General features: G+C 38.2%; 13 protein-coding genes and 1 other annotated feature. Of the genes, 2 read left to right on the forward strand and 11 right to left on the reverse strand.

Annotation, left to right across the window (positions count from 1 at the left end; all coding sequences use genetic code 11):
- Window positions 1-45: 45 nt before the first annotated feature.
- Complete coding sequence (locus tag GMB86_RS01725) at window positions 46-381, forward strand: L,D-transpeptidase (protein ID WP_155216201.1); 336 nt, start codon at window positions 46-48, stop codon at window positions 379-381.
- Window positions 382-570: 189 nt separating this feature from the next.
- Here the strand turns inward: GMB86_RS01725 and GMB86_RS01730 are convergent, their stop codons facing one another.
- The 7 genes from GMB86_RS01730 to GMB86_RS01760 all read right to left on the reverse strand — a co-directional run bounded on the left by GMB86_RS01730 (window position 571) and on the right by GMB86_RS01760 (window position 6,912).
- On the reverse strand, window positions 571-1,173 hold the full coding sequence (locus GMB86_RS01730; protein ID WP_155216203.1) for a hypothetical protein: 603 nt from the start codon (window positions 1,171-1,173) through the stop codon (window positions 571-573).
- 118 nt (window positions 1,174-1,291) lie between these two features.
- Window positions 1,292-1,474 (reverse strand): hypothetical protein, encoded by a 183-nt coding sequence (locus GMB86_RS01735; RefSeq protein ID WP_155216205.1) that lies wholly within the window; start codon window positions 1,472-1,474, stop codon window positions 1,292-1,294.
- A 238-nt stretch (window positions 1,475-1,712) separates the two neighbouring features.
- Complete coding sequence (locus GMB86_RS01740; protein WP_155216206.1) at window positions 1,713-2,078, reverse strand: hypothetical protein; 366 nt, start codon at window positions 2,076-2,078, stop codon at window positions 1,713-1,715.
- A gap of 91 nt (window positions 2,079-2,169) precedes the next feature.
- Window positions 2,170-3,156 (reverse strand): class 1b ribonucleoside-diphosphate reductase subunit beta, encoded by a 987-nt coding sequence (nrdF, locus tag GMB86_RS01745; protein ID WP_155216207.1) that lies wholly within the window; start codon window positions 3,154-3,156, stop codon window positions 2,170-2,172.
- 15 nt (window positions 3,157-3,171) lie between these two features.
- Complete coding sequence (gene nrdE, locus GMB86_RS01750; protein ID WP_155216409.1) at window positions 3,172-5,259, reverse strand: class 1b ribonucleoside-diphosphate reductase subunit alpha; 2,088 nt, start codon at window positions 5,257-5,259, stop codon at window positions 3,172-3,174.
- Window positions 5,240-5,617 (reverse strand): class Ib ribonucleoside-diphosphate reductase assembly flavoprotein NrdI, encoded by a 378-nt coding sequence (gene nrdI, locus GMB86_RS01755; RefSeq protein WP_155216209.1) that lies wholly within the window; start codon window positions 5,615-5,617, stop codon window positions 5,240-5,242. The genes nrdE and nrdI overlap by 20 nt, the downstream gene beginning before the upstream one ends.
- Before the next feature lie 851 nt (window positions 5,618-6,468).
- Entirely contained in the window at window positions 6,469-6,912 is a 444-nt protein-coding gene (locus GMB86_RS01760; protein WP_155216211.1) for a DUF3888 domain-containing protein, read from the reverse strand.
- 480 nt (window positions 6,913-7,392) lie between these two features.
- Here GMB86_RS01760 and GMB86_RS01765 point away from each other — a divergent pair, with 480 nt between their 5' ends.
- Complete coding sequence (locus GMB86_RS01765) at window positions 7,393-7,914, forward strand: nitroreductase family protein (RefSeq protein WP_155216213.1); 522 nt, start codon at window positions 7,393-7,395, stop codon at window positions 7,912-7,914.
- Between the two features lie 137 nt (window positions 7,915-8,051).
- Here the strand turns inward: GMB86_RS01765 and thrS are convergent, their stop codons facing one another.
- The 4 genes from thrS to gltB all read right to left on the reverse strand — a co-directional run bounded on the left by thrS (window position 8,052) and on the right by gltB (window position 17,265).
- A complete protein-coding gene (thrS, locus tag GMB86_RS01770; RefSeq protein ID WP_155216215.1) occupies window positions 8,052-9,977 on the reverse strand; it encodes a threonine--tRNA ligase in 1,926 nt (641 codons plus the stop codon).
- Window positions 9,978-10,099: 122 nt separating this feature from the next.
- Window positions 10,100-10,322, reverse strand: a binding site (T-box leader).
- A gap of 56 nt (window positions 10,323-10,378) precedes the next feature.
- Window positions 10,379-11,056 carry a DUF421 domain-containing protein gene (locus GMB86_RS01775; RefSeq protein WP_155216217.1) on the reverse strand — a complete coding sequence of 226 codons (678 nt, stop codon included), beginning with the start codon at window positions 11,054-11,056 and terminating at the stop codon, window positions 10,379-10,381.
- A gap of 168 nt (window positions 11,057-11,224) precedes the next feature.
- On the reverse strand, window positions 11,225-12,679 hold the full coding sequence (locus GMB86_RS01780) for a glutamate synthase subunit beta (RefSeq protein ID WP_329602704.1): 1,455 nt from the start codon (window positions 12,677-12,679) through the stop codon (window positions 11,225-11,227).
- A 35-nt stretch (window positions 12,680-12,714) separates the two neighbouring features.
- On the reverse strand, window positions 12,715-17,265 hold the full coding sequence (gene gltB, locus GMB86_RS01785) for a glutamate synthase large subunit (protein ID WP_155216219.1): 4,551 nt from the start codon (window positions 17,263-17,265) through the stop codon (window positions 12,715-12,717).
- Window positions 17,266-17,464: the final 199 nt, after the last annotated feature.

Below are 17,464 nucleotides of genomic sequence, written 5' to 3' on the forward strand. Positions count from 1 at the left end.
CTAAGGGAACCTCATACAATATTCAAAAAAATGGAGTTGAACAAAATGGTGCAATGGATTGATGTATCAACCTCTCAACATAAATTAAAACTCATGGACGATAATACTCTGATAAAAGAGTACCCAATTGCTGTTGGAAAAATATTAACGCCAACACCAATCGGTTCATATACCATAATCAACAAACAACCTAACCCAGGCGGACCATTTGGAGTGTTTTGGATGGGCTTATCGAAACCTCATTACGGGATTCATGGAACAAATAATCCAGCTTCAATCGGTAAGGATGTCTCTCTAGGTTGTATTAGAATGTATAATCAAGATGTTCTAGAACTATCAACGAGAGTTCCTATTGGGACAAAGGTTGAAATCCATAAATGACATGGTGTTCAAGCTCTTTTAAAAACAAACTCAAAATTGAGCTGTTTTAGATATTTTGGAACATTAATATTTATATTGTCCTCTCACTCTTTAACCCCTCCACCTAGTACCTTTTTTGTTACATTAAGTTTTAATCATCTTAAAGAGATTGACTAATACTCTGGTATGAATAGTTAAATTCTATTATCATCATTCAATTTGTAGTGTGACGCCATTTGGATCTAGGGACTTTTTCAATTCTATATGACTGAATGTGGCTCTTGTGATGGTTGTTTTGTTTCCAACTGTTGAAATGATCTGGGGGATATCTACTTCGAATAGATTCATTAGGAATTGCGAAAGATTAGATGATTTTGTGGCGATTTCTAACTTGTTTATTTTAGTAGGACTATTTACTGATTCTACAGCATCCTTATGAGTTTGGAGTTCAATTCGAAAACCAAAAGGCGTCCCGATAAAGGTTCTTCTTTCATTCACTTGTACATTTAGATTCATTTTACGTGCCTTGTTAATGATCTTTTGATTGTCGTTATCTGACACCAAAAAGCCAATATGATCAAACATAACTTTCTTTCCATAACCAAAGGTAATATTAATGGAACCCTTTTTCATTTCAATAATTCGAAAGATAATAGTCTTATTTCTAAATTCATCCCAGTTTTGTGGGGGATTAAATGTTTGAAAATTGCCGTGATATCTTCCAATTCTTTGAAAAACACGAAAACCATTAGCTTTGTAGAAAGCTTCAGTTTCTTCAACAAAAGGTGTCCAAAAATGATAGTGAAATAGCATTTCAAAAACCGCCTTTTTAGTTAATCATACATTAATCTTGCAGACGATTGAAATGGTAGACACTTAACTATAACTGTTCACTCTTTATGCTTAATAATCCGCACTAGAAGTTCATTATTCATTTCTTTTTAGCATAATTTTTCACGTTCTTTTGAAATAAAGCACTTATACAAAATAGAAATCCAATGACCAATGTAATGAGACTATAATGAAATTTGTCGTTAATCATATAGGCAATCGAACTTGCTATAAAAATAACTGATGCAATTGCTTTAAACGTTCTTTTTTGATTTGGTGACATTTCTACTCACTCCATTCTTTGTCCTTAATGGGATAGTCATTTTATTAATAGACTTATTTTACCATATGTATACTTGGTTCAATCTATTGATTTGTGACAGATTCATGGAGTAAACTTGTCTTCTTTTTGAATTTATCGCGTAAAGACCTGCTAATTGAACACTTTATATGAATGGACATCCACACTTTAGGTTAGATTGCATACATACGTCATACCTTAATTGCACTTCCTCACACCTCTATTGCATCACCTCAGCAGCGAATTGCACCACCTGACTACCTAATTGCACCACCTCAGCAGCGAATTGCACCACCTCAGCACCGAATTGCACCACTTCAGCAGCGAATTGCACCGCCTCAGCAGCGAATTGCACCGCCTCAGCAGCGAATTGCACCGCCTCATCAGCGAATTGCACCGCCTCAGCAGCGAATTGCACCGCCTCAGTATCGAATTGCACCGCCTCATCAGCGAATTGCACCACCTCAGCAGCGAATTGCACCACCTCAGCATCGAATTGCACCACCTCAGCAGCAAATTGCACCACTTCAGCACCGAATTGCATCACTTCAGCATCGAATTGCACCACTTCAGCAGCGAATTGCACCACCTGTCATCCTATTTGCACAACCGTATAGACTTCCTACTAAAACAAAAACTGTGCACCTCATATTAAAGGGTGCACAGTCCTACTTATATTATTTTTGCAATTCTACATCAGAGAAGTCAAAGTCATCATCAGTTAATGGCTCAATGTTTAATGGTACAACATAATCCCCTTTAGTTGAGAAGAAATCGTGATTGACTGTACTTGTATCAATTCCATTTAATACGATCTGGCTGACAGGATCATGTTCATAGCGATCATCTTTTCCAAGGTTTTGTAATGCTCGGTTGGCATTGTATTTAACATAATCATAAACGTCTTTTTCTAGATTGATTTTTTTATAGATTTTTTCTGTATATGTTTTTTCAAGTTCAAGCAGTTGATCAAGTAGCTTGTAAGTTTCTTTATCCGCTTGTTCTTGTTCAGCTACAGTTAAGTCTTCGTTGTATAGGCGCTGGGCTACCATTCCTGTGAAACTTCCGTGAATCGATTCATCTTGAATGATTTTGCGAATGATTTCTCCACTTGCAATCATGCGACCTTGTCCTGATAGATAAACTGGATAGAAGAAGCCGCTATAGAATGAGAAACTTTCAAGAAAGACGGAAGCAACCATCGCCATATATCGATCAAACGACGTCACTTTAGGTGCTAAAAGTTTATGATACCAATAAGAGATAAGACGATATTTTTCTTGGAGTTCTGGCTGCTCATCTACCCATACGCCAAGATAATAATCCGTTTTACTCGAGGGAATCAGAGTTGAGAAAATATGTGAATAACTTTTTGCGTGAACATGCTCCATCATGGCCATCCATGAAAAGACGGCTTGTTCATGCATATTATCGTGGTGGTATCCGATTAAAGGCATGCCTTCATCGCCTTGTTCACGGTCAAGACCCGTTAATCCAGACAGCACTTCAACATAAGTGGTTTGTTCATCTTCAAGCATGTTATCCCAATCAGACAAGTCACGGGATACTTTGAATGCTTCCTCTGTCCAGAATTGATTTAAGTTTTGTTTCCAGTAAATTTTTGCGACTTGATTCGCATTTGTATTCCAATTGATAGCTTTCATCTATTGTAACTCCCCTCACACTGAGCAAGACGTACATTCTTCAGGTGATAATAGTTGCGTTCTTGTGTAGTAAAGTGATTTCAACCCTTTTTTATGGGCATAAGCGTACAGACGGGCAAGTTCACGTGTACTCGTCATGCTATCGACATAAAGGATGGTCGAAATCCCTTGGTCGACATGCTGCTGCGCTTCAGCAATCAAATCAATCACACGGTATTGATTCGTTTGAAAAGCTGATTTATAGTACCACATCGTCTGTGGAGATAAGAAAGGCATTGGATAGAACGTTTCACTATTGCCATATTTTCTGCGTTCAATAATATTAACGACAGGCATCACGGAACTTGTTGCATTTTGAACATAGCTAATAGACTGTGTTGGTGCGATAGCCAAACGATAGGCATTGTATAAGCCATTTTCCTTTACTTCGTCACTAAGATTGTTCCAGTCTTCTGGTGTAGGAATGGCAATACCTTTAAATAGCTCTTTGACTTTCTCAGTTCGTGGAGCAAAAGATTCCACTCGATATTTATTAAAATATGTGCCATCCGCATAGCTTGATTTTTCAAAACCATCGAAGGGTTTACCACGTTCTTTGGCAATCTCCATCGATTTTTCGATCGAGTAATAATTAACAATAGAGAAGAAGGTTCTGACAAAATCACGGGCTTCTTCTGACTCATAAGCGATTTGATTTTTCGCTAGATAGCCATTAAGATTCATGGCGCCAAGTCCGACGGAGTGAAGTTCATTATTTGCTTTTCGAACACCTGGAGCATTTGTTATGTCCGTCATATCACTGACTTGAGTTAATGCATCGATACCATCGTGAATGGATTCTTGTAGCTTCCCGCTTTCCATAACATTAACGATATTTAATGAGCCAAGATTACAAGAAATGTCACGTCGTATGATATCCTCTACGCCATAATCATTAATCGTAGACGTTTCTTGAAGTTGAAAGATTTCAGTACAAAGATTGGACATTTTGACTTGTCCAAGGCTACTTAGAGCGTGGTTTTTATTTGCATTGTCTTTAAAGAAAATATAAGGATAACCTGATTGCATTTGCATTTGGGCAATAATATTTAAAAACTCGCGAGCGTCCGCACTTTTCTTTTTAACGGCATCGTTTTGTACCAATTCATCGTACATCTCTTCGATATCCATATCATCAAGATGACGTCCATAGGCTTTATACACCGTGTAGGGTGCGAACATATAAAATGGTTCACCTTTCTCCGCGAGTTCGAAAAATTTCCCAGGTACGATAAGACCAATTGATAAGGTCGACAAGCGGATGTCTTCGTCAGCATTCTCTTTCTTTGTATCTAGAAATTCAGGTGCATCCCAGTGGAAAATGTTTAAATAAGCTGCCCCGGCACCTGGACGTTGACCAAGCTGATCAGCATAGGAGAAACCTAGTTGCAATTTACGTGCAACAGGAACAACTCCCTTTGCCACACCTTCAACGCCTTTGATCGATTCTCCACGCGCACGAATTTTAGAAAGGTTGATAGCCACGCCTCCACCGATTTTTGAGAGTTGTTGGGCTGTGCTCTCTATGTAGTTAATCGAGTTTAAGGAGTCATCCACTTCAAGTAGAAAACAAGACACCAATTCACCACGACGGGCTTTACCTGCATTTAGAAAAGTAGGCGTTGCTGGTTGATAACGTTGTTCCATCATCGAACGTGTAAAGGCCTCAGCTTTCAAGGCATTTCCGCGTGCAAGATAGAGAGCGACAATCGCCACACGATCGGCATAATGCTCAAGATAACGCTTTTTATCGTCTGTTTTCATCGCATAATCACGATAGAATTTGCTTGCTGCCATGTACGATTGAAACTTAAAGTTAAAGCTATTAGCCAATTCGTGGATATGTTGAACTTGTTCTTCTGTATATTCAGCAAAAACATCATAATAAAAATGTTCATTAACTAAATAATGAATCCGTTCTAATACACTTGAAAATTTGACCATTTTTTGATCCACTTCAACCATAAAAGCTTCAATCGCTTCTTTATCCTTCTCAAGACGATAAAACCCGTCTTCTCCTCTTTGCATCATTTCATTATTTAATTCAATGTGCGACTTTGTCATTGCTTCGATCAAATGCGTTCACCCTTTCACGAAATGTCATTACGTCTTGAAGCGTTCCACCCAACTCGAACTTATACAGAATAGGCACGTTGTATTTTGCCGAAATAACATCAGCAGAGTGTGCAAAATTTGGTCCCCAATTGCGGTTTCCACTTGCAGCAACGGCTCTTATAAAGTGACCATTATAAGATAAAAATTCAGTTACCGATTCAGGGGGCTGGCCGAATCCTATCGTATTTGTCACTAATATAAAAGGTTCATCAATGTGGGATTGACGATCAATCGGTTGATGCTCTAATCCTACTTTGTTCAAAAATCGTTTGACGTTTCCCGTCATAGTTTCATAGAGAATAAGCATGAAACGGTCACCTTTTCCTTGCTAATATTTCAGATTCATTGTTTTTTAGAGAGAACACGTTAAAAGAAGTGAGGTTATCACTTTCCTTAGTGTTTTTACTTCTATGTCTTGTAGTACTGATATACCCGTTTCCCGAACCAAATACTACATCTTGTTGTTAATATTAAACTTACCACAATATATTGTATTATTCAAGATAAAAGCAACGATATAACATTATCATTAATCAGTTTTAAATTGGATTGATAAAGACTCTCGAAATGGTTAAAAAGAGCAGAATTTCGAATTACAAATGAGGGAAAAAAAAGAATTGGTTAGAATTAAGACCCAAGGTAAAATAATAACATTCTATAAGCGGTTAATCAAATCGTGATTCATCAAACACCGACAATTTTCTTCACAAAAAGTACATATATTATATCAAAAATCTACATAAAAAGTGATAAAGAATTTTTTAGGACAGTTATTTTTTTACTAGATTGACACTCTTTTAATACCCTATTGAGGCAATCAGGTAAACTCCCGTATGGCGATTGTAGAAGAATGTACGGAAATTATCGCTTTGAACGTTTCTAACTCACTATTATTAGAAGCTTTGATTAGAAATAGCCTGGCCATTAAAATAATCCATATGTGTCTCTATATTTCTATTATTAATTATAAAACAAGAAACTGTAAACATCATCCATAAATGGACGTCGTCTACAGTCTGGGACTAGTTGCCTAGTCTAGTGTAGACCGCAGACTTAAGTCCACGGTCTTGCAAAACTCTTGATTGCTTAATATGGGTTCTCTTACATTTAGGTCATCAAGATTTAGGGATAGGACGCTTTGTATACATTAACTTTTGTTTAAAGTATGCCTTTAGAGTACTTCACTAATTCCACTTTTATATCTCTCATTTCTCCACTAACTTTAATTTTCCCAAAGTAGGGTGCATTAATTTTTAAAATCAAACGGTCAAGAGTAGGTTTTTTATGCCCTTCATTAACAAAAGTATAAACATCCATTTGATACCAACTTTGGAGTTGTTCACCTTTGCCAGCACCATTAGTCATTGAAGTAATGAAATCCACTTTAAATGGACTAACAGTCATCTTCTTACCATATTGTTCATCAACAATTCTCTGGATATCAGGTTCTAGTAATGCAATTAAAAGCTTTTCTGAAGTTGTGTATTGGGATAAAGATTGCTCATTTGCATTTATTTCAGGTATATTTTCCTTAGCAAACGCTTTGGGATTACTAGAAAACATTAATAGTACAACAAAGAATAGCAAACAGGTCTTTTTCAATTATAAATCCACCTCTATTACTTATTTGTTATTAGTTTGTGAATAGCGTCTTCTTTTATTCAATATATTTCAAAAAAGTATCCACTCAATTCTCATTCAAATTGGGAAAATTTCACTTAAAAATGAGCGATAAAATAAATAACTAAACAGTCGTTTTTGTTATGAAATGAACCTTCACCCTATACCCTAAAAAGAACTAAATTTTTTAAGGCTCTTTGTCATATGTGGTAGTGGTTACCACAAGTGACGAAAGAGCCAAAATTCAACCCCCCCCTCACCACTTTTAAATAGATCGTGAGGGGTTATCGTTATTTAAACAGAATGACCATGTAGATCCGTGAGCGCCTACATAAAAAAAGGATTTTGCTTCATCAATTTGTCATTTTCAACCTAATTCAAAGAAAATCTCTAGGATTAGTTTAGATTCACCTTTGATTTTGCTATTATTAACTTATAACAAATTATTGAGAGGTGAAGGATATGAACGTATTAGAAGCCATCCAGAATAGAAGAGAAGTCACAAATTTTCAAGATAAGAAGATTCCGGAAGAAACATTGGAAAAGGTATTGGAAGCAGCATTTCTATCTCCATCAGGGAATCATTTGCCTTCTAGGGAATTTATACTAACCGTAAAGCGTGAGACGATGGATCAGTTAGTCCATACTACCCCGTTCGTCCCGTGGTTACGAGAGGCGGCCGCTGCGATTGTCGTGACAGGACGCCCTGAGATCAGTAAATATTGGCTACAAGATGCATCCATTGCTTGCGGGTTCATTTGGTTGTCCGCAGTAGAACAGGGATTAGGTGCTGCGTTTGGAGCGGTCTATCATTCGGAAGACCCGAATGAATCAAAAAAACGTGAAAGTTTTGTAAGAAAACAACTGTTAATTCTTGATGACCGAAGAATTGTAGCAATTATGGGATTAGGATATCCCAAAGGAGAACCAAAGCCAAAGAAACTTTTGTCAAGGAACGAAATCATTCGTTACGACCATTTTTAAAAAGTAAGCAACTAATTACAGTCGAACAATGATGCCTCTTTCATTTGCTCTTTTAATTGGCTATTTTTACAAAAAAAATGAGCAAGCTCTGATATGTGATTATCAGGCTTACTCTTCTAGAAATCTTGCTTTAATTATTATTTTTGAACATGTGTGATGCGATTTTTAATTTCTTCTAAGAGACTTGCTTTAAAGTCTTCATATGAGACAGTATTAGACGCTTTTTCGCCGTATTTACGGACATTAACAGCGTTATTCGCAATTTCGTCATCCCCAATAACAAGCATGTATGGGATTTTGTGTGTTTGGGCTTCACGAATTTTGTAGCCCAATTTTTCTGTACGGTCATCCACATGGACACGAACGCCTTGTGCCTTAAGATCGTTTTGTAATTTGTAGATATAATCTAAATGAACATCGGCAACTGGAATAAGTTCAACTTGCACCGGAGCAAGCCAAGTTGGGAAAGCCCCACCAAAGTGTTCGATCAAGATTCCAAAGAAACGATCAACTGATCCATAGATCGCGCGGTGGATAACCACTGGACGAACCTTTTCATTATTTTCATCGATATAGGAGAGATCGAACTTCTCTGGCATTTGGAAATCGAGCTGAATCGTTGCACATTGATGGCTACGTCTTAAGGCATCTTTGATATGGAAGTCGATTTTCGGTCCGTAGAAAGCACCATCGCCTTCGTTCAAATGAAATGGCATATTAAGATCCTTAAGTACTTGAGTCAGTGATGCTTCCGCTTGTTCCCAAAGCTCATCACTCCCCATTGAATCTTCTGGGCGCGTTGATAGTTCAACCGTATAATCAAATCCGAATGTGTTATAGATCTTATCAATTAACGTAAAGATCTTTTTGATCTCGTCTTCAATCTGATCAGGTCTTACAAAGAGGTGAGCATCATCTTGGGTGAACGTACGGACACGAAGCATCCCATTTAAAGCTCCGCTAAATTCATGACGGTGGACTTGACCAAATTCCGCCATGCGAATGGGAAGATCTCTGTATGAATGTAGCGTATTTTTAAAGACGAGCATATGTCCCGGACAGTTCATGGGTTTCAATGCAAAACTCGTTTGATCCACTTCAGAGAAGTACATGTTCTCATGGTAATGATCCCAGTGTCCTGATTGTTCCCATAAACGTTGATTCATCATAAGCGGCGTACGAACTTCCTCATAGTCGGCTTGACGTTGAAGTTCACGAGAGAAATTTTCTAGCTCTGTACGGATCACTTGACCGTTTGGAAGGTAGAAAGGCATCCCTGGAGCTTCCTCAGAGAACATAAACAATTCAAGTTGTTTTCCTAGTTTACGGTGATCTCTTTTCTTTGCTTCTTCAAGAAAATGTAGGTGTTCATCAAGTTCTTTTTTATTTAGAAAAGCGACGCCATAAATTCTTTGCAACATTTGGTTATCACTATTTCCACGCCAATAAGCACCAGACACACTCATTAATTTGAATGCTTTAATTTTACCTGTTGATGGGATGTGTGGGCCACGGCAAAGATCAAAAAAGTCTCCTTGTTCATAAATCGTGATAACTGCATCTTCTGGAAGATCGCGGATCAATTCTAATTTTAAATGATCGTTAATTTCTGTAAAGATCGCGATGGCTTCTTCTCGACTGACTTGTTTACGAACAATAGGGATGTTCTCATTGACGATTTTTTTCATTTCTTTTTCAATGGCAGGAAAATCTTCCTTCGTTAACGTATGTTCCATATCTACGTCATAGTAGAAGCCATTTTCAATGACTGGTCCAATGCCTAATTTAACATCAGGATAAAGTCGTTTTAAGGCTTGTGCAAGCAAGTGGGCACAACTATGACGCATCATCTCTAATCCCTCATCTGAATTCTGCGGCACAATTTCAATTGAGGCACTGGCTTCAATAGGACGATTTAAGTCGACTAAGTGTCCATCGATTTTACCTGCAACTGATTTTTTCTTTAAGCTTGGACTGATAGATTGGGCCACTTGTTCTGATGTAATGCCTTTATCATATTCACGAACTGAACCATCAGGGAAAGTTAATTGAATGTTTGACATCTTTTATTTCTCCTTTTTAAAAATAAAATTTCAAATTCGACTTTTGGCTTCGCTTACCAAGTCATTGAAACAATCGGACAGATTCGCCGTTATGCGGAAAAAATAAAAAACACCCGTCTCAATAAAGAGACGAGTGTTGTATACTCGTGGTTCCACCCTTGTTCCATCGCTCGTAGCGATAGCACTTTAATTGAGATAACGGCGTTCTGCCGTCAGCGACTACTGATCGTTCACCGCTGAAGTTCCAAGGTGGTAAGATATCTTTCCGTACTAGGAAGCTTTCACCTTTATCTTCCCTCTCTAAAAGTCGTGTAGGATACCTCATGTCCTTTTCCTAACTGATCAACATTATTTATATACACTTATTATAGAGACTTAAAAACAGAATAGCAAGGGGGAATCTATTGGTTATAGATATTAATATTCTTATTATTTTTTGACTCAGAATAAGTCACTACATAAAATCCATTTTCCTTTGACCATTCTGCACAATAGATATCATCTAACTTCTCATATCCCTCTTTCTTCAAACTTGATATTAACCATTCTTTATTTTTACCCTTTGTCTTCAATTCCGTTTCCTCTATTTCCCCTTCATCAACAAAAAGACTTGACGGTTCGGCAAATTTATCTCCATGTTTCATGACACTAAGTGTCCCGTTTGTTTCTAATAACGCATAACGAACTTCTTTTATTGAGAAGATCCCTTTACTACGCAGCATCTCACGGAATTGTTCAACTTCTAATAGATTTTTTCGGAAAGACTCTACGAGCAGTTGTCCATCCCAAACAAGAGGCGATGGAACACCGTTCAACACTCTTCTTGATTTATCATTTTTTTGTACAAGGATTTGAATAACATAAATCAGGACACCCCAAACAGCCAGAGACAATAACATATCAATGATACTAATTGAACTACTGTAAACCGCATTTCCTATTATTTCACTTAAGATAATGGCATATATGAAATCAAATGGAGTAACTTGTACCATTTCTTTTTTCCCTAGCAATCGAACAAGAATCAGTAATCCGATTAATCCCAAGAAAAGCTTTAAAGCAATTATTCCTATGCCCATGCCTCTCATCACCTTTCTAATTTGGTTCCTTACAGACCAATTCCCATGGCTTCTTTTAATAAAACAACCACATTTTTACAAAATAAAAACTCGTATCGTTTAGTTAATTAACTAACGATACGAGTTTGTTTTTTTGTTCTCTTATTACTGAATTAATAGTATAAAACTTTAGTGGCCACTAGCTGCCAATTTTTTATCCAGATAAAGATCAACGGCACACGCTGCTTTTCTTCCTTCTTGGATAGCCCAAACAATAAGGCTTGCTCCACGTCTAGCATCACCACAAGCAAAGACGCCATCTGTACTTGTTTGATACGTTTTGTTGTCTGCTTTTATGGTTCCACCGAGTTTTTCAACTCCCATGTCTTCAAAGACTGCATCTTCAACGCCTTCAAAACCAATGGCAATTAAAACCAAGTCGGCATCCCAAGTTCGCATTTCTGACTTTTCACCTTGTTTAAAGGTATCTGTTGTGAGAGAAACCACATGTCCATCTTCGTTGCCGATAAATGCGTTTGTTGCAACATAGTATTCACGAGGATCTCTTCCTAAGACTTCTTTTGCTTCTTCATAAGCATAATCTAAAGAGAAAATTCGTGGATTCTCAGGCCAAGGATTAGAAGTTGCCCGTTCTTTTGGAAGTTCACCATGTTTACCAAATTGAACAACACTTGTGCAACCTTGTCTAAGTGCTGTTGCAACACAATCCGCTCCTGTATCTCCACCGCCAATAACAATGACATTTTTGCCTTTTGCATTCAAGTCATCATCAAGGGTAAACGATGGATCAAGAAGATGTTTTGTGCTCGCTGTTAAATAAGACATAGCTGGATGAATCCCTTTAAGCTGTCTTCCTTCAATCGAAAGTTCACGATGTTTTCCAGCACCTGTTGCAAGTACAACCGCATCAAAGGTCTGATGCAATTCTTCCATTGTTACATCTTTTCCAACATTAACATTGGTTTTAAATTGGATACCTTCTGCTTGAAGCAGCTTAACACGACGTTCTACAGCATATTTTTCAATTTTCATATTTGGTATACCGTACATGAGTAGGCCGCCGATGCGGTCGTCACGTTCATATACAGTGACAGAATGTCCAATTTTGTTTAACTGGTCAGCTGCTGCTAAGCCAGCAGGACCAGACCCAATAACTGCAACGTGTTTTCCTGTGCGTCTAAGAGGAGGTTCAGGTTTAACCCAACCCTCATCGAACGCTTTATCAATAATTGCTTTTTCGATAGACTTAATTGATACCGGATCACTCACTAGACCTGCGGTACATGAACCTTCACACGGTGCTGGACAGGCTTTTGATGTGAATTCTGGGAAGTTGTTTGTTTTTATTAAACGTTGATAAGCTTCCTGCCATAAGCCTCGATAGACAAGGTCATTCCATTCAGGAATAAGATTGTATAATGGGCACCCACTCGTTGAGCGATTAATTTCCACACCCATTTGACAATACGGTGTCCCGCAGTCCATACACCTAGCCGCTTGATCTTTCAATTCTTGTTCTGGAAACGGTAGTTTATATTCATTCCAGTCATTAACACGTTCAGAGCCTTTTCTTTCTTTTTGTTTCTGTTTATCTATAGTTACAAAACCCATTAATTGCCCCACGGTAGTAATCCTCCTCCTTCAGTTTCACTGTCCCTTTACGCCGGTTGATAGTTTGGGTCTCCATGATCTACTGTGATGTGTCCACTTTTTTTTAGTTCAAAAGCTTTTTGAGCGGCTTCATCATGTGATAATCCTTGTGATTCAAGTTTCTTAATTGTCGACAACATGAGCTCATAATCACTCGGTATGATTTTCACAAACTGAGTAACAGATTCTTCCCAATGAAGAAGGATTTTTTCTGCTTTCGGACTTCCCGTATAATGAGCATATTTCTCTATGAGCTCTTTCACTTCTTTTTGTTCATCGAGATCAATAATGGTTTCAATATTCACCATTTCTTGGTTAACTTTATTTGCAATTTGGGAAATGTCCCCGGATTCATTGAATAGGTATGCCGTGCCACCTGACATTCCAGCAGCAAAGTTCTTTCCAATATGCCCAAGAACAATGGCTGTACCACCGGTCATGTATTCACAACCGTTGTCACCGATCCCTTCAATGACCACTTTGGCACCGCTATTTCGAACACAGAATCTTCCGCCTGCTGTTCCTCGAACGTAAGCTTCACCACTTGTCGCACCAAAGAAAGCCACATTCCCTATAATCGCTTGATTATCATCTGGGGTACCCTCATTTTCATTTGGTTTAATAATGAGTTTTCCTCCAGAAAGTCCTTTACCGACATAGTCGTTGGCATCTCCGGTAAGTGTCATGGTGATCCCTTTTGGTACAAATGCACCAAAGCTTTGACCTGCATAACCATTGAATTGGAGTTCTAGTGCATCCTCTTCAAATCCTACACCATTTGTAGATGTCGTAACCGTATAGCCAAGTGTTGTTCCTGCAGAACGATCAGAGTTTTTAATATTAAAGTTAAATTGTCCTGTTTCCCCACGCTCAACAACCGCTTTTGTTTGAGGCAATACCTCACGGAAATCAAATGTTTTATCTAATTCGTGATTTTGAGGTGTAGTAAAGTTACACTTCTCGCCTTGTTCAGCTGTTTGAACTAACATTTTTGATAGATCTAAGTGGCTCGCTTTTGAATGATTTTGTACGCTATCTCTGACTTTTAACAATTCAGCGTGTCCAACGACTTCTTCTAATGAACGAAATCCATTTTGAGATAAGGTTTCACGAATGTCTTCAGCAATAAAATGCATATAGTTGACAATGTGATCAGGGCTTCCCGTGAAATTCTTACGCAATTCGGGATTTTGTGTCGCAATCCCCACTGGACATGTATCTAAGTGACATGCTCTCATCATGACACAGCCCAATATAGCAAGTGGAGCCGTTGCGAAACCAAACTCTTCCGCACCAAGACAAGCAGCTACTATAACATCTTTACCTGACATTAATTTACCGTCAACTTCTAACGATACGCGATTACGAAGACCATTTAACAGTAAAGTCTGATGTGCTTCAGCTAGACCGATTTCCCAAGGAATTCCGGCATGAGCAATACTCGATTTTGAAGCTGCTCCTGTTCCGCCATCATGACCACTGATTAAGATGACATCAGCTAACCCTTTAGCTACTCCAGCTGCAATGGTTCCAACGCCTGCTTTTGCTACAAGCTTCACACTGATTCGAGCCGTTGGATTTGCACGTTTCAAGTCATAAATAAGTTGAGCTAAGTCTTCGATCGAATAAATATCATGGTGTGGAGGAGGTGAAATTAATCCAACGCCAGGCGTAGCACCACGGACTTCGGCAATCCAAGGATAGACCTTGTGTGCTGGTAATTGACCGCCTTCACCAGGTTTTGCGCCTTGTGCCATTTTGATTTGAATTTCATTAGCTTCGGATAAATAATGGCTCGTTACGCCAAACCGGCCTGATGCCACCTGTTTGATTGCACTTCTTCTATTATCACCATTCGAATCTAGTGTAAAGCGTTCAACTTCTTCTCCGCCTTCACCACTATTACTCTTACCGCCGATTCGGTTCATGGCAATGGCTAATGCTTCATGTGCTTCCTTACTAATCGATCCATAAGACATCGCACCTGTTTTAAATCGTTTAAATATCGATTCAACTGGCTCTACTTCGTCTAATGGTACAGGCTGACGATTACTTTTAATTTCTAAAAGACTTCTAATCGTTGAGTAAGGTGAATCATCTACTAACGTTTTATATTCTTGGTATAATCCATAGTCATTTTTACGTGCTGCTTGTTGAAGCTTGTAAATAGCCATTGGGTTAAATTTATGAAACTCGCCTTCTTGACGCCATTGAAGATCACTCCCTGGATCAAGAGGGGATACACGCTTAGATACCCATTCTTTCGTAGCAGTGGTATGGCGTTTCAAGGTTTCATCTGCAATTTCTTCAAGGCCGATCCCATCAATTTGAGAAAATGTTCCTGTAAAGTATTGATCGATGACTTCTTTTGAAAGACCAAGTGCTTCAAATGTTTGGGCCCCGCGATAACTTTGGATGGCCGATATTCCAACCTTAGACATTACTTTAACAATACCGCCAACGAGGGCTTTAATATATTTCTGACTTGCTTCAGCTTCTGATTTATTTAGGTGTCCATCCTTAATCAAATCTTTGATTGCTTCAAAAGCCATATATGGATAAATGGCATCAGCACCAAATCCAAGTAAAGCAGACATATGATGACTATCTCTAGGTTCAGCTGAATCAACAACGATACTAGCAGACGTCCTTAAGCCTTTTTTGATGAGGTCATGGTGAAGCCCGCTAACAGCAAGAAGCGATGGGATTGGGGCATGCTCAGCATCCACATCACGATCAGACAGAATGATCAATTGATGTCCGTTTTGAATGGCAGCTTCTGCTTCTTGGAATAAGGCATCCAAAGCTTGTTTTAATCCGGCTTTTCCATCATTTACATTAAATGTTAAACTTAATGTCGCTACAGGTAGTAAGCCATTTTGAATCGTTTCAAATTGACTTTCATCCAATATTGGATGTTCTAACTTAATTTGTTTCGTATCACTGTTTGTCGGTTCCAAAATATTTGGCTGCTTACCTAACCATGTCACTTTGGAAATAACATGTTCTTCACGAATCGCATCAATTGGTGGATTCGTAACTTGAGAAAACCATTGTTTAAAATAGTTAAAAAGTAATTGTGGACGTTCCGACAAAACCGCAAGTGGTGCGTCGTATCCCATTGATCCAACAGGTTCTTTTCCTGTTTCCGACATCACTTGAATCCCTTTAACAACTTCTTCGTACGTATAGCCATTCACTTTTTGTAGATAAAGTCGATCTAATCGATCACGATAAGATGTCGACTGATGTTTATCTAATGAAGATTTCACAAAAGTTATCGACTTTTCTAATAACTTAGCGTATTCGTTTGTCTCGCTTATCTCTTTTTTCAACTGGTCGCTTGGAATGATTTGGCCTTTTTCCGTATCAACAAGAAGAACATGACCTGGTTTTAAATGACGCTTTTCCTTGATTTGTGAAGGATCAAGGTCCACCACACCGACTTCTGATGAATAGATTAATCGGTCATCATGTGTGACATAATAACGTGCAGGTCTTAATCCATTACGGTCCATAATCGCTCCTGCTTGTTTTCCATTTGAGAATCCAAGTGCCATTGGTCCATCCCATGGCTCCATAAAGCGACTGTTATATTCGTAGAATGCTTTCAATGAATCTGGCATATCTTGGTCTTTTTCCCATGGTTCAGGAACCATGAGCATAATAGCATGAGCTAAAGGAACACCATTCATTGTTAAAAATTCTAATACATTATCAAATATTGCCGAGTCACTGCCGTCACGGTCAATAATTTGGTTACTATAGTCTTTATCTAATGTTTTTGCACGCGCATTAAACCAGTTTGCATTTCCACGTATCGTATTAATTTCACCATTATGAACGATCATACGGTTTGGGTGAGCACGTTCCCAACTTGGGAACGTATTCGTACTAAATCTTGAATGGACAAGAGCGATAGCTGAAACAAACTGCTCATCCTTAAGATCTGTGTAATAACCAGACACTTCTTCAGCACAAAGCATCCCTTTAAATACGATGGTCTTACTAGATAAACTAGCGATGTAAAGTTCTTTTCCTATACGTTGTTCAAGTGTTTTTCTCAATGTATAAAGTTGATAGTCTAAACTATCAGAAAGCTGATCGTTACCACCAACAAATAATTGAACAATATGAGGAGCCTCTTGTCTAGCTATAGGTTCTATAGATTCAGCTAAAACTGGCACTTCACGGATGCCGTAAAACGTATAGTTCTTTTCTTTAATAATATTTTTAACAGTTTCTATAATATTCTGACGTTTTGAATGATCTTGTGGTAAGAATAACATACCAACGCCATATTGACCTGCTTCTGGAAGTGAGAACGAGCATACAGAGTTAAAAAAGTCATGTGGAATCTGAACTAAAAGTCCAGCTCCATCTCCCGTTCCATCACTGCCTTTACCGGCACGGTGATCAAGTCTTGCTAACATTTCAAGTGCCGTTTTCACGATGTCATGTGAGGGTCTGCCTTTGATATCAGCGTAAAGACCTATACCACAAGCGTCATGTTCAAATTCCGATTGATATAGCCCGTTTTGTCTTAAAAGATCCTTCATTACAGCATCCTTCCTTCTGTCGTATATTTAAGAAAATCTCTACCTTCGTAAGTTAATGGAATTGCAAAACAGATAAGTGGATTTTACGCTCGCCTCTTCTTATATGTTTAAGACTGCGAATCCTTTTTTAAAAGCCATTGTTTTTATTTATATATATGGTCCACTTATATAAATTTGTCCTGTTTTTTCCGAAAAGTAT

Origin of the sequence: Terrilactibacillus tamarindi (assembly GCF_009718825.1) — a bacterium.
Classification (GTDB): domain Bacteria; phylum Bacillota; class Bacilli; order Bacillales; family Sporolactobacillaceae; genus Terrilactibacillus; species Terrilactibacillus tamarindi.

What these genes read in the sequence shown, in the direction of transcription:
- nrdE (WP_155216409.1), bottom strand. Translation starts at nt 5,259, where the DNA reads ATGACAAAGTCGCACATTGAATTAAATAATGAAATGATGCAAAGAGGA.
- GMB86_RS01735 (WP_155216205.1), bottom strand. Translation starts at nt 1,474, where the DNA reads ATGTCACCAAATCAAAAAAGAACGTTTAAAGCAATTGCATCAGTTATT.
- GMB86_RS01765 (WP_155216213.1), top strand. Translation starts at nt 7,393, where the DNA reads ATGAACGTATTAGAAGCCATCCAGAATAGAAGAGAAGTCACAAATTTT.
- gltB (WP_155216219.1), bottom strand. Translation starts at nt 17,265, where the DNA reads ATGAAGGATCTTTTAAGACAAAACGGGCTATATCAATCGGAATTTGAA.
- GMB86_RS01775 (WP_155216217.1), bottom strand. Translation starts at nt 11,056, where the DNA reads ATGGGCATAGGAATAATTGCTTTAAAGCTTTTCTTGGGATTAATCGGA.
- nrdF (WP_155216207.1), bottom strand. Translation starts at nt 3,156, where the DNA reads ATGAAAGCTATCAATTGGAATACAAATGCGAATCAAGTCGCAAAAATT.
- GMB86_RS01730 (WP_155216203.1), bottom strand. Translation starts at nt 1,173, where the DNA reads ATGCTATTTCACTATCATTTTTGGACACCTTTTGTTGAAGAAACTGAA.
- GMB86_RS01725 (WP_155216201.1), top strand. Translation starts at nt 46, where the DNA reads ATGGTGCAATGGATTGATGTATCAACCTCTCAACATAAATTAAAACTC.
- thrS (WP_155216215.1), bottom strand. Translation starts at nt 9,977, where the DNA reads ATGTCAAACATTCAATTAACTTTCCCTGATGGTTCAGTTCGTGAATAT.
- nrdI (WP_155216209.1), bottom strand. Translation starts at nt 5,617, where the DNA reads ATGCTTATTCTCTATGAAACTATGACGGGAAACGTCAAACGATTTTTG.